This window comes from Paraliomyxa miuraensis (assembly GCF_026337845.1).
Taxonomy (GTDB): Bacteria; Myxococcota_A; Polyangia; order Nannocystales; family Nannocystaceae; genus Paraliomyxa; species Paraliomyxa miuraensis.
On sequence record NZ_JAOVZF010000140.1, the window covers coordinates 48768 to 65568 of the forward strand.

General features: G+C 69.1%; 8 protein-coding genes. 4 read left to right on the forward strand and 4 right to left on the reverse strand.

Features of this window, described 5'->3' with window-relative positions:
• Positions 1–47: 47 nt before the first annotated feature.
• Entirely contained in the window at positions 48–560 is a 513-nt protein-coding gene (locus OEB96_RS08320; protein ID WP_266214949.1) for a hypothetical protein, read from the reverse strand.
• Between the two features lie 37 nt (positions 561–597).
• Positions 598–1935 carry a hypothetical protein gene (locus tag OEB96_RS08325; RefSeq protein WP_266214950.1) on the reverse strand — a complete coding sequence of 446 codons (1338 nt, stop codon included), beginning with the start codon at positions 1933–1935 and terminating at the stop codon, positions 598–600.
• 424 nt (positions 1936–2359) lie between these two features.
• Between OEB96_RS08325 and OEB96_RS08330 the strand changes: the two genes are divergently transcribed.
• From OEB96_RS08330 to OEB96_RS08345, 4 genes are all read left to right on the forward strand, one after another.
• Complete coding sequence (locus OEB96_RS08330) at positions 2360–3619, forward strand: vWA domain-containing protein (RefSeq protein WP_266214951.1); 1260 nt, start codon at positions 2360–2362, stop codon at positions 3617–3619.
• A gap of 352 nt (positions 3620–3971) precedes the next feature.
• Positions 3972–5411: an amidohydrolase gene (locus OEB96_RS08335; protein ID WP_266214952.1), complete on the forward strand. Its 1440-nt coding sequence runs from the start codon at positions 3972–3974 to the stop codon at positions 5409–5411.
• Positions 5412–5495: 84 nt separating this feature from the next.
• The gene (locus OEB96_RS08340; protein WP_266214953.1) at positions 5496–10958 is read left to right on the forward strand and encodes a trifunctional serine/threonine-protein kinase/ATP-binding protein/sensor histidine kinase; all 5463 of its coding nucleotides are present in this window, start codon (positions 5496–5498) and stop codon (positions 10956–10958) included.
• Between the two features lie 41 nt (positions 10959–10999).
• On the forward strand, positions 11000–11677 hold the full coding sequence (locus OEB96_RS08345; protein ID WP_266214954.1) for a Kazal-type serine protease inhibitor family protein: 678 nt from the start codon (positions 11000–11002) through the stop codon (positions 11675–11677).
• 49 nt (positions 11678–11726) lie between these two features.
• Here the strand turns inward: OEB96_RS08345 and OEB96_RS08350 are convergent, their stop codons facing one another.
• Both OEB96_RS08350 and OEB96_RS08355 read right to left on the reverse strand, forming a co-directional pair.
• A complete protein-coding gene (locus OEB96_RS08350; protein WP_266214955.1) occupies positions 11727–15434 on the reverse strand; it encodes an AgmX/PglI C-terminal domain-containing protein in 3708 nt (1235 codons plus the stop codon).
• 183 nt (positions 15435–15617) lie between these two features.
• Positions 15618–16640, reverse strand: coding sequence for a hypothetical protein (locus OEB96_RS08355; RefSeq protein ID WP_266214956.1), 1023 nt, complete (start codon positions 16638–16640; stop codon positions 15618–15620).
• Between the last annotated feature and the right edge of the window lie 161 nt (positions 16641–16801).

The window sequence follows — 16801 nt, forward strand, 5'->3', positions numbered from 1 at the left end:
CGCGTCCCGCGGGGGCGCGCCTCCGGGCAGACGAAACGGGGGCGCGCTCACGGCTGCGCGACGCAGCGGATCGTGAACGGCTTGCGGTCGGGCTTGGCCGTGGTCTTGCTGCCCGAGCCCGGGTCGTACATCCAAAATTGCCCCGGGTCTTCGTCCCAGGCGCTGCCGCTCCAGTGGAACACGTCGTAGCCCGAGAGCGCCTCGTTGCCCCGCCACGACTCGAGCTCCTCCACCGTGGGCAGCCGCCACGAGAGGCCCCCGAGCGTCAGCGACTTGCAGTGCGCGGCTCCGGCGTCCTGCAGCAGCGCGGGGCACGAGTCGGTCGCGGCGCAGGTGTGCACGTAGACGCGATCGATCACCACCGCTCCCTCGGGGGCCGGGGCCATGGGCGCGGGCTTGGCCTCGCTCTGCGCGGGCTTGGCCTCGCTCGCGTCGGGCTCGCCCTTGGCGTCCGCCGACTCGGCCTTGCCATCGGCCTTGGTCGGCTTGGAGTCGCACGCGAGTCCGGGCAGCAGGAGCACGAGGGCGAGGCAGCGCGCGTGCCAGCGTGGTGAAGGCATGACCCGCATGGTAGCGCGGTGCGTGGCTCGGGGCGCCCTACTCGAGCGGAACCGAGACGAGCTGCGTCTTGGTGGCCACCACCAGGCTGCCGGCTCGAAGCTCGACCAGGTAGGCGGCCAGCAAGCTCGCACGCTGGGTGCCCAGCGTGGTGATCCACCGCGTGCGACCGGACCTTGGATCGATCGCCCGCAACCGGGGCGGTGCCTCCAGCGCGTCACCCAGGCCCAGCTCGTGGCCGACCGAGTAGATCGTGGCCCCATCGCTGAAGAGATCGGCGTCGTTGCCCGCATCGATCTTCCACTCGCTCTTGCCCACCATGCGGATCACCCCGTAGGTGTCGGCAATGACCACGCCCTCGGGCAGCTCCACCGGCGCCACGAGCTCGATGTCCTCGTTGGTCGTGACCACCGTGAAGCAATCCTCGGCGCTGGGGCTGCACGAGGGGTTGGCTCGCAGCACCTCCTTGCCCACCACGATGAGCTCGCCGCTCGGCACGCTCGCGTCATAATCGGCGGACCGCGAGGCGAGCACGGTGCCGGTGGCCGACACGAGCGTGACCCTCGTGTCGCTCGACCCCAGGATCGCCCCCGAGGAAAGCAGCACGATCGAGGCCCCGCCGAGCGACTCCACGGTCGCGACCGGCGTCGCACAGTCCTCGGACGAAGCCGCGCACTCGGCCGCGTCGACGCGAACGATCGCGCCCGCGTCCGTGATCACCGTGATCGAGCCCTCGTCCCCGACCTCGATGGCCGAGAGCCACCCATACTCACCCTTGGCCACGCGGGTCGACCAGCTCGCCTTGCCCTCGGCGTCGTAGCAGCGCAGCTCGCCGCCCACGCCCGCGAGCACGCAGTCCCTGGACCAGCCCACCCGGGTCGCGCCTCCCGTCAGCTCCACCGACCATCGCACCTCGCCGTCGGCCACCACCGCCAGTCCTGGCTCCCCCGCGAGCGCCACCTGGCCGTCGGAGGACACCGCCATGTCGAACGCCTCGAACGGCGTCTCGACCACCCAGCGCGGCGTGGGGCCAGTCCCTTGCGGCGCGCTGTCGGTCATGCCCATGTGCTGCTCGAGTGCCTCGTCGCAGGTGGCGTCGTCGATGGCGAGCCGATCGGCACACTGGGCGACCGTCAGCGGCAGCGTCTTGCAGACCTCGCGCAGCTTCTCGCGCGTGCCCGCCGGCTCGTCGAGCGACTCGACCTCCATGTCCTGCAGGCCGGCCACGTACAGCAGGCTCAGGTCGTTCATCGCGTCGCAGATCCGGTCGACCTGGGCCTTGGCGTCGGCCTGCGCCTGCGCCTGCTCCTGCTCGGGAGACTTCTTGCAAGCGCAGAGCGGCAGCGCGAGGGCGACCAGGATGGCGAGGCGTTGCATCGGTGCGGCACCATACCACCGCCGTGCGTCGCTCGATCTCTCGCTCGATGGGAAGACCGCGGGCAACGTGTCGGGCAACGTGTTCCTCGACCGCAATCTATCGGTTCGCGCGGGCGCGACGGTGCGCCTCTAGTAGGCTCTCGGTGGGAGCGTGGTGGCACGAACGCATGTGCCACTGCGGTGAGCGACACCGGTCGGGAAATCCCGGATCGCGTCACGATCGCCCGAATCGGGACGCGCACGCGGGGAACTCTGGCGTGTGCTCGTGCGTGTGGTAAATCGTCAGTCGTATCGTTCTGCCAGGAATTCACGCAAAGCGTCATCCAAGTCCGGGTCGCCGCGTTTCCAATCGAGAGCCGCTCGTGTGCTCGCTGTTCACGATGACGTAGGAGCAGCACCTGCACGAGCTCGCCATGTAGACACCATGTCCTTCGCGCAGCATCGCAATCGTTCATTTCGTACCCTCTTCACCTCCACCCCCGCCATTGCGGCGCTCCAACACCTCGGGTTGCTCGCCGTGCTCGCGATCTCGGCGTGCGAGGGCGAACCGGGCGCCGATGCTGGTGCCACGGACACCGACAGCCCCTTCGACACCGACTGGACCGGCGGTGGCACCGGCGATACCGACACCGACACCGACGCCGACTCGTCGGACTCGACCGATGGCTCCAGCGGCGACGAGCCCAACGTGCCCAACTGTGGAGAGAGCCACCTGGCGCTCGAGGTCGCACCGTCGCGCGTGATGCTCGTGCTCGACAAGTCGGGCAGCATGGCCGCCAACAGCTGGGATCACGACGGCGACCCCACCACGGGCGAGATCCCGCGCTGGACCAGTCTCCATGCCACGGTCGACGTGGTCACCTCGAGCTTCGGGGGCTCGATCGAGTTCGGTGCGCTGCTCTATCCCTCGATCGGTGCGACCTCGTCCTACGACGCGAACGCGTGCTGGGTCGCAGACTCGCCCGAGATCCTGCCCGCCCCCGACAACGCGGCCGCGATCATGGACGCGCTGCCAGGCCCGTGGCAGACCGACGTGATCCAGGGGGGAACGCCCTCGGCGGCGGCGGTGACGGTGGCGTTGCAGACCCTGCGAGACGGCGATGACGGCGGCCGACAGGCGATCCTGTTCATCACCGACGGCGAGGCCAATTGCCGGGCGGACGCCGAGGTGGGCCCCGAGCTGTTCGAGATCTACGATCACTCGTTGCACACGGTGGTCGAGGACGCGTGGAGCGATGAGGGCATCCCGACCTACGTGGTCGGCATTGCGATCCGCGACCAGATGCTGCCCAACACCGTCGACGGGTCGCCCGACGGGATCAACCCGCACGAGCAGCTGCAGCTGCTCGCGCAGCAGGGCGGCCGACCGCGGGCCGACGGTCCCACGCAGTACTACGCGGCCAACGACCAGGTCGAGCTCGAGAACGCGCTCGCGGAGATCGCCGCCGAGCAGTTCGACTGCACGGTGGCAATCGAGCCCGTGCCCGAGCACCCGGACTACGTGCAATTCGAGCTCGGCGGCGAGCGGATCGAGCAGGTGCAAGACTGCGCCGACGGAGACGGCTGGCGGTGGACCAGCGCCGATGGACCCTACGACCGCATCCAGCTCTGCGGCGGCGCGTGCGAGGCGGTGGCGGCCGAGGGGCTGCTGGATGCAACGTACGGGTGCCCGCCGCCTCCGTAGCCAGGCACACCCGTCGGTGCTCTCGGAGTCCTGCGCAGCTTCGCGCCACCGTCAGGGTCGGCACAGGTGGTAGCGGGTGGTCGGCCGCCTACCGCGTGGCTCGAGCCGTTCGATCATTCGATCACGTTGGGTCGCCCTGGATTCGCTCCCACCGAGGCATCCTCCGCGAGCAACCGACTTGACTCCCCATGACGATCCGAGTTCTATGATCTCTCGCGGCGACGTTTCTACGAGACATCGTCCACGTGTGCCGTCCACGTTTTCCGTAGGAGCGGTTTCGAAGCGGCCAAGCAGGCCAGAGCGAGGGTAGGAGATGCCGGACATCATCATTTCGAACGCAACCATCCTGACCATGAACCCGGCGCGCCAGATCATCCAAGATGGGTGGATCTCCGTCACGGGCAACCTGATCGACGGGATCGGCGAGGGCAACTACATGGGGCCCGCGCCCGCGGTGGAGCACATCAACGGCCACCACGGCGTGCTGATGCCCGGGATGATCAGCACGCACCAGCACGTGATCGACTCGCTGATCCGAGGCGGCCTGGAGGTCGATCGCGGGCTCTTCGACTGGCTGGTCAACGTCTACTATGCCGGCACGTCCGCCTACACCCCCGACGACTGCGCCATCGCGGCCAAGCTCAACGTCTCGGAGGCGATCTCCTCGGGGGTGACCACGATCACCGACAACTGGGGGGTCAACAACGGCGACGATCCCATCCGCGTCAACGAGTGCGCTCAGGCCACGATCGAGATGTACAAGACCACGGGCATCCGCATGATGTTCGCGCGCATGTTCAGCGACACCTTCCCCGACTACTGGGGGCCGCTCGTGGGCGCGTTGCTGCAGAAGGTGCCCGGCATCGTGCTCAACCCGGCGACGCTCGTGGAGCCCACCGAGGACGCGCTGACCAGGATCGAGGCCCTGATGAACCAGCACCACGGCTCGGAGAACGGACGCATCAGCGTCTGCCCGGGCCCGATCCTGCCTCAAACGGTCACGCCGCAGGGCCACCTCGGCTCGCTCGCACTCGCGGAGCAGTTCGACACGATCGTCGCCCTCCACCACTGCGAGTCGGAGACCGACGCGCGCATCTTCCGAGAGTCGGGCCCGGGGCTGTCGTGCACCGACTACCTGAACTGCATCGGCGGTCTCCACCCGCGCCTGCTCGGCTCCCACTGCGTGCACCTCGACGATCGGGACATTCGCTACTTCAAGGTGCACGACTGCAAGATCTCGCACTGTCCGTCGAGCAACATGTTCCTCGCCTCCGGGATCGCGCCCGTGCCCAAGTTCCTCGCCGCGGGGCTCACGGTGGGGCTCGGCACCGACGACACGAACACCAACTCGAACATCTCGATCCTGACCGAGATGCGGAACGCGGCGCTGGTGCAGAAGGGGCACCTGCGTGACGCCGGGGCCATGACCGCGGAGAAGGTGCTCGAGATGGCCACGATCGATGGCGCCCGCGCGATCGGCCTCCAGGATCAGATCGGATCGCTCGAGGTCGGCAAGAAAGCCGACATCGTCCTGTTCAACACGAACCGCCCGTGGTGGTACCCGCGGCATCACCTGCCGTCGGTGATCGTCTACCAGGCGCACGCGGACGACGTCCGCACCGTGCTCATCGATGGCCAGGTGATCCTTCGGAATCGCGAGCTCTCCTTCCTGCCCAACGCGGATCGCCGCGACTTCTTCGAAGCCGCCCAGGCCGCCTCGGCGGCCATCGTGGAGCGCGCGGGGATGCAGGCGCTCGCGAACCGAGGCTGGCAGAGCCTGAGCAGGGTCTGAGCGCACACGAGGCCCTCGACGGCGACCCCACCGGCTCACCCGGTGGTGGGGTCGCCGCCTGCATGACGGGCCGAGGAGCAGACGGTGGAGTTCCCCAACTACGTGCTTGGCAAGACGCTCTACGCAGGCCACCACACGGTCGTGTGCAGCGCCACGAGTGAGACGAGCGGCGCCGCGGTTGCGCTCAAGTACCCGAACACCGAGTACCCATCGCTCTCGGAGGTTCTTCGCTATCGACACGAGTTCGAGGTGCTCACGCGGCTCGAGGGCCCGTGGGTCATCCGCGCGCTGTCGCTGGAGCGCGTCGGGAATCGGCTCGTGCTGGTGACCGAGGACTTCGGCGGCGTGACGCTGCGGGAGTACTTCGGGGCACGGGAGCCGACGCTCGAGCGCTTCCTCCAGCTGGCCATCGGGCTCGCTCGCGCGCTCGCCTTCATCCACGAGCGAGGGGTCGTCCACAAGGACATCAACCCGACCAACGTGCTGGTCGACCCGCGCTCGGGCGAGGTCAAGCTCATCGACTTCGGCATCTCCACCATGCTCTCGCGGGAGGCCCGGGATCTGAGGCACCCCGAGCGCATCGAAGGAACGCTCGAGTACATGTCTCCCGAGCAGACGGGGCGCATGAATCGCACGCAGGACTATCGCTCCGACTTCTACTCGATGGGCGCGACCCTCCACGCCCTCGCCCAGGGCGCGCCGCCGTTCGAGTCGGAGGACCTGCTCGAGCTCATCCATCATCACATCGCCAAGGAACCGGAGCCGCTCCACGGCGAGGTTCCCTGGATCCCGCCGAGCGTCTCCCAGATCGTCACCAAGCTGCTGGCCAAGTCGGCAGAGCACCGCTACCAGAGCGCGCGGGGGCTGCTGCACGACCTCGAGCACTGCCTCGCGCAGCTGCGCGAGCACGGCACCGTGGCGCCGTTCGTCCTGGGGACCCGTGATGCGTCTCCTCGCTTCGAGGTACCGCAGACGCTGTACGGCCGCTCCGAGGAGCTGTCGCTGCTGCTCGGGGCCTTCGACCGCGTGGCCCGCGGGGGCTCGGAGCTGCTGCTGCTCGCCGGCTACTCCGGCATCGGCAAGTCATCGCTGGTCAACGAGGTCCACAAGCCGATCGCCGCGCGCGGGGGCCACTTCATCAAGGGCAAGCACGATCAATACAAGCGCGACGTGCCCTACTCGGCCATCACCCAGGCGTTCGAGGGCATGGTGGAGGCCATCTTGATGGAGCCGCCGCAGCACGTCGAGCACTGGCGTGCCCGGATCCAGGAGGCGCTGGGGGCCAACGGCAAGGTCGTCGTCGACATCGTGCCCTCGCTGGAGCTGCTCATCGGACCGCCGGCGCCGCTGTCCCCGCTCTCCGCGACCGAGGCACGCAATCGCTTCACCGCAACCTTTCGGGCGTTCGTGCGTGCGCTGGCTCGGCCCGGGCACCCGCTGGTGCTGTTCCTCGACGACATGCAGTGGGCGAATCGCTCGTCGCTCGGCCTGCTCGAGTCGCTGCTCGTCGACGCGGACACGCCGGGCCTGCTCGTCATTGCCGCGTACCGCGACAACGAGGTCGACGCCGCACACCCCTTCACGCTGGCGGTCCAGGAGATCGAGCGGTCGGCGACGACCGTCGATCGCATCGAGCTCGGACCGCTGGCGCTGCCGGACGTCACCGCCCTGGTGGGAGCCACGGTGCGCGGCAGCGATGACGTTGCGCTGCCGCTGGCCACGTTGCTCCACCGCCGGACCGCGGGCAACCCCTTCTTCCTCGTGCAGCTGCTGCGAACGCTGCACGAGGACGGCCTGTTCTCGCTCGACGACCACGGCCGCTGGACGTGGGACATGCCGCAGATCCTGGCGCTCGGGCTCACCGACGACGTCGTCGACCTCATGGCGTCGCGCCTGACGCGGCTGCCCGAGTCGACCAAGGCGCTGCTGCGGCTGGCGAGCTGCATCGGCAACCAGTTCGACCTGGGCGTGCTGGCGAGGGCCAGCGGCCGGCCGCTCCGGGACGTGGCGGCGAGCCTGTGGCCGACGCTCGAGGACGGGCTGGTCCTGCCGCTCACCAACGACTACGCGGTGCTGCTGGGCTCCGGGCTCTCGGCGAGCACGGGCCTGGCGCACGAGGAGCTCCACGAGCAGGTCGAGCGTGCCGTCAGGGACGGCGATCTGCGGGTCGTGTATCGGTTCCTCCACGATCGCGTGCAGCAGGCCGCGTACGCCCTGATTCCGCCCGAAGAGCGCAAGGTGACGCACCTCGAGCTGGGGCGGCTGTTGCTCGGGGACGGCATCGCCGATCCGCTGAGCGACAAGATCTTCGACATCGTGTCGCATCTGAACCTCGGGATCGAGCTGGTGACCGACTCCGAGGAGCGCTTTCGCATCGCGCGGCTGAACCATCGGGCCGCTCAGCGCGCGAGGGCGGCCACCGCCTACCGAACGGCCGTGTCGCACTATGCCATCGCGATGGATCTGCTCGGGTCCGAGGTCTGGTCGCTCGACGATCGACTCGCGCTCGAGCTGCACCGCGAGCGTGCGGAGTGCGAGTACATCATCGGCAACTTCTCCCGCGCCGACGAGATCGCCGCAATCGCGAGCGCCCGGAGCAAGACGCCCCTGGACAAGGCCGCGATCCACTCCATGCGGGTCCAGCTCTACATGTCCGAGGGGGCGAGCTTCGTCAGAGCCACCGAGATCGCCATCGAGGCGCTCGGCCTGCTCGGCTACGCGATCCCGGCCACCGAGGACGAGCGCAAGGCCGCCGTGGACCGAGAAATCGCCAGGCTCGATCGTCTGATGGAGGGTCGCGAGATCGCCGAGCTCGAGGGTCACTTCGCGATGACCGATCCAACGAGGCGGGCCGCGATGGACCTGATGATGGTGGGCTGGAGCGCGGCCTACCTGGCGCGGGATCTGACCGTGAGCAGCCTGATGGCCTACCTCATGGTGACGACGTCGCTCGAGCACGGCCACACGACGATCTCGCCGTTCGGCTACGTCATCTACGGGCTGATGCAGGGGCTGGAGGGGGACTACCCCCGCGGCTACCAGTTCGGGCGGCTCGCGATGCGGCTCAACCAGCTCTACCCCGACGCGGGGATCACCGCGAAGGCGGGCAACATCTTCGCACACACGCTCAACGCCTACTTCAACCCGCTCGAGACCAACCTCCAGTACTACGCGACCACCATCGAGGTCGCACCGCAAGTCGACGAGTTCCTGTTCGTCGTGTGGGCGATCTTGTTCACCATGTTCACGAAGACGATGAAGGGCGATCCGCTGCCCGACGTCTTCGAGACCTCGACGAAGTACCTCGACTTCGTGCTCCAGTCGAAGAACCGCGACATCATCGGCGCCTACCGCATGCACCGACAGATGGTGCGTGCGCTCCAGGGGCTGACGCGCGAGCGCGACTCGCTCGACGAGGACGGCGGGTTCAGCGAGGCCGAGGGCCTCGCCGAGTACGACCGGGATCAGTTCCACAGCGGCAAGCTGTGGCACGGAGTGTTTCGCACGGGCGTGCACGTCGTCTTCAACGAGTATCGTGCCGCGCTCGAGTCGGCGCGCCTGACGGAGGAGGTGATCCCGTTCGACATCGGCATGGTGGTGACCACCAACCACTACTTCTACCAGTCACTCGCGCTCGCGGCGATCTACGACGAGCAGGACGAGGCCGAGCGCGAGCGCTCGATGGAGCTGCTGGCGAGCAACCTCGGCAAGCTGAGCGGCTGGGCCGAGACGGCGCCGATGAACTTCGCCCACCGCCGCGATCTCGTCGCCGCCGAGATCGCGCGCTGTCGCGGCGACGCGGAGGCGGCCGCGCGTCTGTATGACTCGAGCATCGATGGTGCGCGGACCCAGGGAGCAATGCACGACGAGGCGGTCGCGGCCGAGGCCGCGGCGAGATTCCACCTCGCGCGGGGACTGGTGCGCATCGCACGGCTCTACATGAGCGACGCGTGCTACTGCTACACGCGGTGGGGGGCCGACGGGAAGGTCGCCGATCTGAAGGCGCGGCACGAGAGCCTGCTGGTCGCCGAGGGGGTGCTCGGAGTGACGGCCCCCAAGGAGCACTCGAGCGGGCGCAATGCGGCCACGCTGGCCGCGACCGTGGATCTCGGCAGCATGATGAAGGCCGCGCAGGTCATCTCGGGCGAGATCGAGAAGCAGGCGCTCGTCGATCAGCTGATGCGCATCACGATCGAGAACGCGGGGGCGCGGCACGGGTGGCTCACGCTCGATGGCCCGGAGGGCGTCACGATCATCGCATCCGTGTCGATCGACAGCGAGGAGCCGGTGCGGCTCGAGTCGACCCCCCTCGAGCGCGCACCGGAGCCGCTGCCGGCCATCGTGCGCTACGTGATCAAGACGCGGGAGCCGCTCGTGCTCCACGACGCCGCCCGTCACGGCCCGTTCGAGTCCGATCCGCGGCTGCGCGAGCGCGAGTGCAAGTCGATCGTCGCGGTTCCGCTGCTGCGGCAAGGGCAGCTCACGGGTGTCCTCTATCTCGAGAACGAGCTGGTCGAGGACGCCTTCACGCCGGAGCGGGTGGAGGTGCTGAAGCTGCTCGCGGCGCAGGCGGCGGTGTCGCTCGAGAATGCGAGGCTCTACGAGGAGCTCGAGGCTCGCGTGGCAGAGCGAACACGAGCGCTCGCGAAGACCAACCGCAGCCTTCAGGAGAGCCTGGACCAGCTGCACCGTGCCCAGCGGCAGCTCAGCAATGCGTCGCACCGGGCCGGGATGGCGGAGGTCGCGACCTCCGTGCTCCACAACATCGGCAACGTGCTCAACAGCGTCAACGTCTCCTGCCGGGTGGTCATGGACTCGATCCGGGAATCGAGGTCGGGCGGCGTCGCGAAGGCGGCGGCGCTGATCGCCGCGCAGCAGGATCTGGGAGCGTTCTTCACCCGCGACGAGCGGGGCAAGCGGCTGCCGGAGTACCTGAGCCGGCTCGCCGAGGCCATCGGGGCCGAGCGCTCGGCCAACATCACGAAGCTCCAGTCGCTGGAGAAGAACATCGAGCACATCAGGGCGATCGTCAGCATGCAGCAGGAGCATGCGAGCTTCTCCGGGGTCATCGAGAGCCTGAGCCTGCCCGAGCTGGTGGAGGAAGCGATCGCGCTCGACTCGGAGGCGAACGAGCATCTGCCGGTCGAGATCGTGCGGGAGGTCGATGACCTGCCGGTGGTCGAGACCAATCGCCACAAGATGCTCCAGATGATCACGAACCTCCTGAGCAACGCGCGGCACGCCGTGCGAGACGTCGAGGACGAGCGCAGGTGCATCATCGTCCGCATCCTGAAGCGGGACGAGCGCTGGGTCGCCATCGAGGTCGAGGACTTCGGCTCGGGGATCGCCAGCGAGAACCTGATCAAGATCTTCAACTACGGCTTCAGCACCAAGAGGGACGGCCATGGCTTCGGCCTGCACTCGAGCTCGTGCCACGCGATCGAGATGGGAGGCAAGCTGACGGTTCACAGCGACGGCCCCGGAAAGGGGGCCGTGTTCACGCTGCTGCTTCCGCTCCTGGGCGGCAGCCGGCCGAGTCGGGCGTGAGCCAGGACGACCGTCCGCGAGCACTTCGGCTACCATGGGGCATGGATCGCCTTGCCCTTCGCTCTCTGCTCTCCACCCTCGCACTGTTCGCTCTGGGCTGTCCCGGTGACGACGGCACGGCCGAGGACGGCCCCGAGCCCACCACGACGTCGAGCGCCACGGAGGGTTCGTCCACCGACCCCTCGGCGACGGGACCGACCGCGACCGAAGGCGTCACGTCCACCTCGAGCACCACCGAGCCCGGCACCAGCGACTCCACGGGGGCCGGAGCCGACTGCGGGGAGATGACCTGCGGCGAGGGCGAGTACTGCGACTGGACCGCCGACGACTGCGGCGAGTCCCCCGGGGGGTTCGGCAATTGCATGCCGCTGCCGGAGGCCTGCGACGACGTCTACCAGCCCGTGTGCGGCTGCGACGGGCAAGTGCACGGCAACGAGTGCGAGGCCCAGGCCGCGGGGGTCGACGTGGATGCCGAGGGCACGTGCACTCCGCCCGACGGCTACTTCGAGTGTGGCTACCGCTTCTGCGATCCCGGGTTCGAGTACTGCCAGGTGTCGGTGTCCGACGTGGGCGGCTATGGAGACGGCTTCGCCTGCGTGCAGCCGGCCGAGCCGTGCGAGCCGCTCGCGTGCGACTGCCTGACGATGGAGCCCTGCTTCGAGTTCTCCTGCGATGCGACCGGGGACGGGGGCATCGAGATCGTGTGCCCCGGGGGATGAGCGACGCGGGCCGTCCCGCGGGCTCGGCTCTCGGCATCCGCCGCGAGTCCTAGATCCCGAGGGACGACTGCGTGGCGTGGGTCTGCACCGAGCCCAGCTCGAGCACGCCCTTTTGCTGCATCAGCACGAAGGGGTGGGCCTCCAGGCGAACGTGGCCGTGGCCGTCGTGGGAGACCACCTGCACCGTGCCCATGGCGTGGCCCTGGCTGCTGCGATCGAAGTACCGCACCGAGGCCTGCACCTCGAGGGGCGTGCGAGAACCCTCGAGCACCCGCGCCTCGGGGCCGTAGCCGGTGCGCACGTCGGCGATGCGATGCCCGTGGTTGCGGCGCGAGCCGGGGGTATGGAGCAGCACGTCCACGTCGGTGGTGTCGGTCTCCCAGGTCACCACGAAGCGGGTGGAGGCCTCGGTCGACGGTCGCACGCCGGCGGCCTCGACACGGGCTCGCGCGCGAGCCAGGCCCTCGTCCTGTTGCTTGGCCAGCCACGCGGCGGCCACCAGGGCCAAGTCTTGGCGCAGGAGGGTGTGGACGCCCGCGAAGCGACCCGCGGGATAGCTGCGCTCGGCAGCGGCCACGAGCACTTCGAAGGCCTGCTCGTGATCACCCTGCTCCACCAGCGCCCAGGCATGCAGCCGTGCGCCCGAGGGGTGATCGGGTCGGGACTCCACCGCCTTGGCGTAGCTGTCGATGGCCAGTGCGAGCCCGGACTCACCCAGTCGCTCGAGGCGCTCACCGGCGGCCCGACGAATGTCGGCCCGCGAGGGGTGTAGATCGATGAGCGAGCCATAGACGCGGGCGGCCAGGGCGGGTCGCTCGCGCTTCTCGAGCACGTCGCCCAGGGCCAGCAGGGCGAGGACGTCGCTCGGCTGGGTCTGCACCCAGCTCCAGGCCAGCTCGTACGCCTGATCGACCTGCCCGGACGCGAGCAGGGCGTGCGTCTCGGCAAAGCGCCCCGTGTGGGCCGACTTGATCGGGCGCGGGCGTCGGACGACGGGTGCATGTCCGCCCCAGTGAGGCGTGGGTTCGCTCGACCAGGCACCGCCGCCGGGCTCGAAGATGAACGGATACTTGATGTGCACGACTTCCGCGCCCGGTGGCTTGGGGAACTTCCAGCGCTTGACGGCCTTGGCCACGCACGCGGTGACCAGGGGGTTGGGGAGCGAGGTGCCGGACCCATCCACGGCTGCATTGGTCACCGTGCCCGCGGGACCAACGGTGAACGCGATCAGGATGCGGCCCTTGAGGTTGGGGTCGGTCGTGAGCCCCTGGTTGTAGCAGTGGCGCACCTCGTTGAGGTGAGCCCGAACGATGCGTCGAATGATGTCCTTGTCGAGCGAGCCCATCACCTCCGCCTTGGCCTGCCGCACCACGGGGACTCTCTGGCCGCGACCGCCGAAGCCCAGGCTCGCGCCTCGACCGTACCCACTGCCGCTGCCTCCGCCTCCGCCCGCGCCGATGAGGCCGGTGTTGCCCAGGCCGATGGTGCCTTCACCCGTGCCACCGCCACCCCGACCGGTGCCGACGAGCCCCAGGTCCCCGCCCCCCACCTCGACACTCTCGCGGGAGGGCCCCTTCATGGCGTAGAGGCCCTTGTGCTCGCCGTAGCCGGCGCCCGTGCCCGACAGGCCCAGGCCGCCGGCGCCAAAGGCCTCGCCGACCTCGGTGCCGACCAGGCCGCCCCACACGTCCTCGTCGTCGTTGCCCACCGCAAAGGAGCCCCCGTAGGGCGAGGCCAGGAAGTGCCCGCTCTCCTGCTCCATCATGCCGAGCACGCCGGAGTCGGCGGCCTGCGAGTCCGGGTCGAAGTTCCGGGCCATCTGGGGGATCGCGTCCACGGGGCCATCGGCGGAGGCCACCACGGTGGCCGCCAGGTCGTCCTCCACCGGCAAGGGCTTGCGCTCCCCGTCCGAGCGTCGCATCACCCGGACCGACCCTCCGTCGGCGGTGAGGATGTCGGCCTTGCCGTTGCGATCGATCCCAAAGCGTCGGTAGTCGGCCTCGGTCTCGAGCACCAGCAGCGCGGTGAGGTGGGTCAGCACGCGGTAGTGGGTCGACAGCTCGATCACGCGGGCGTTCATCGCCTCGCGCGCGGAGCTCGGGCCCGGCTGGAGCCGAGCCTGCTGGTGCAGGATGCGAGCGATGCGGGCGCGGGCCCAGGCACGCTCGACCAGCGGCCGCTCCACCTCGAGGGTCTCGATTTCCTGGGTGGGCAGCGACGGATCGGAGAGCTCCACGGTCACCACCGGCGGACGAGCGCCTTCGTAGCGGGCGAACACCAGCACGTCCTGGCCGGGCTGGACGCCCGCGAGGGACTCGGGCCAGCTCCACGAAGCCCCCCTGACGGTGAGCGCCACCTCGCCGAAGGGCGCCTGGGACAGCGCGTGGGCGATGACCTCGGGGGAGCGCTCGTCGTCGACGATCACTCCGGCCTCCGGCAGCGCCGAGGTCAGGTCGCCGAGGGACTCGCGATCCTGGCGCGCATCGGGAGCCAGCGCGTCGAGCCGGCGTACGCCGATCGTCTCGAGCTGCCGCACGGCGGCCCGCAGGGCGCTGCGCTCGGTCTGCCCGGCCGTGGCCACGCCATCGGAGACGAGCAGCACCCGCTCCCAGCGTCCCTCTGCCCTCGCGGCCATGGCCAGCACGGCCTCGAGGTTCGAGGCACCGAGCGCCCGGCCCTCGACCAGATCGGCCAGCACGTCCACGCCCATGCTCGAGGCCATGCCCTCGAACACCGACTGCTGGGTCTGGTCGAAGCCCACCACGCGCACGCGGAAGTCCTGGTGCTGGGCCAAGGTCGACAGCACGCGCCCCAGTCGCTCGACGCGGTCGTTGAACCCGGCGGACGAGGATGCGCTGGTGTCGAACAGCACCAGCAGCGACTCGGGCGGCGTGGCCGGTCGATCGGCATCGGGTCGCACGCGCACCACCGCCAGGTCGCCCGAGTGCAGGCCGGCGGCGGCATTGCTGCCGTCGAGCTCGATCACCAGGTCCTTGTCGGGCGTGAAGTGGGTGCGCTGCAGCTCCACCACGCGCTGGGCCGACTGTGCGCCGGACAGCGAGCTGCGATCGCCGGCCGAAGCCGAGTCGTGGGTCTTGACGACCACGCGCGCGTCGAAGTCCTCCACCGTCGACAGCCCCTGCAGGGGGAGCCGATAGGGGCTCGAGCCCAGCTCCTGGGAGAACGAGACGATGATCTCCTTGCGCTCGTGCGGGAGGATGGGGAACACGCGGGCGCGCACCTTGTTGCCCGCGTCCTTCTCGAGCAGCGCCGGATCCACGTCGGGGCGCTCGTGCATGAATTCCTCGAAGGTTCGCCGTGCCTCCTGGCGCTCGACCACCTCGCCCTCCTGGAACTGGTCACGGATCTTCATGGACAGCCGAGATAGCGCGGCTCCGGGCGGCAGTTCGATCTCGAAGCGACCCTCGCGGCGGCGGTCCTCGGGGTTGACGAACGTGAGGTGCAGCTCGGTGAAGGCCAGCGGATCCTCGATGACGACCCGGGCCTTCACCGCGACCAGATCGAGCCCCGTGCCATCGCTCGCGGTCAGCGACATCGGCACCGTGGGGGAGGGATTCTCGCGCCACGTGAGCACCGGGCGAACCTCCTGCCGCGCGTGGTGAATGGCTTGTGCCACCACGGTCTTCTCGCGCTCGTCCTCCGTCGCGTCGGTCTCGACGACCGGCCCCGAGCAGCCAATGAGCCAAAGGACGCAGCCGATGAGCAGCGCGAGCGAATTCGATGGCCAAGCACGCATGAACACCTCGTGGTCGCAGGTGGGACACCTGCTCGGGGCAACGGTTCCGGGAAAAATGGGCAGGCTCGCGGGCCACGCGAGCCCCGATGCCCAGGAACACGGTTCGCGTGGCGCGACAGGACATGGAGGGACCGCTTGGTGGTCCCTCCTCCCGCCCGGTCGGGCTTCGCACGATCGAGCTTGCTAGCCCGGCGGCACGAAGTTGTTGCAGGCCTCTTCGATGATCCCCACCGCCTGCGCGAACACGGGCCCGTAGTCGGGCTCGCAGATGCCGCCCAGGAAGCCGTTGGCGCCGAACATGTTGACGAAGTTCACCATGTTGACGCCGTCGTAGACGGTGCTGGCGGGCGGGCACGGGCCACCGGCGTAGTTCAGCAGGCCCAGCGCCACGGCGTTCTCGGGGATGCCCAGCTTGGCGGTGACGACCGCATTGTACCAGTCGGCGGGCGTGCCGGAGGAAGCCTGGCCCTCGGGGTCGCCCTGGCCGTCGTACTCGTCGGTGATGAGCACCAGCACGAGCAACGCGTCGTCGCGCAGGAAGCCCTCGTTGCACTGCCCGGGCCCGGCATGAACGCCGTTGACCACGTTCTTCATGGCGTCCATGGTCAGCTCGTAGCCGTTGCCCGAGGTCCCCGTGTCGGCCGCACAGGCGAACGCGACGTCGAGGTTGTCGATCTCGGTCATGTAGTTGGTGCCGGCAGCGTAGGGCCCACAGGTGGCGTTGCTGGAGTTGCTGCCGCCGGTCTTGGTGACCAGGCCACCCAGCACGTTGCAGCCGGGCACGGCGTTGTTGGGAGAATAGGCGTCGGTGGTCACCACGCCCACGTGGTACTCGTCGACTTGCTCGAGCGCGCTCTGGATCCCGGAGATGAACCCGGGGAAGCTGGCCGTCAGGTTGTCCTGCTCGTCGGCCATGCTGCCCGAGTTGTCGATCACGAACAGGAAGTCGACCTTGCGGCAGCCCTCCTCCGGGATCGTCACGTCCATCCACGGCATCATGTCGAACTTGGGGGTGCTGCTGGTGTCGTCGTCGTCGACCGACACCGTGGTCATCCCGTCGTCGGAGGCCACGTTCGAGGTGGCCGGTGGATCGGTGGTGGTCACGTCACTGGTGCCCGAGGCCGAGGCGTCGCCCTGCGACAGGCTGTCGATGCCCGGTCCCGCCGAGGTGTCGTCCTCTCGCCCATCGCCTGGCGTGCACGCCACCAGCGCGCACGCTGCCCCCCAAGTCCCAAGCCATCGCATCGCGCTTCGCATCTCGTGTCTCCCCCTCGGCCTTCGTGGGGTTCGAACATGCCAGCACCGCGCCGCCCTCGCCAAGGCAAAAAACCAGGCGAAGCCCGACGGCAAGGCTCTGCGGCGCCGCT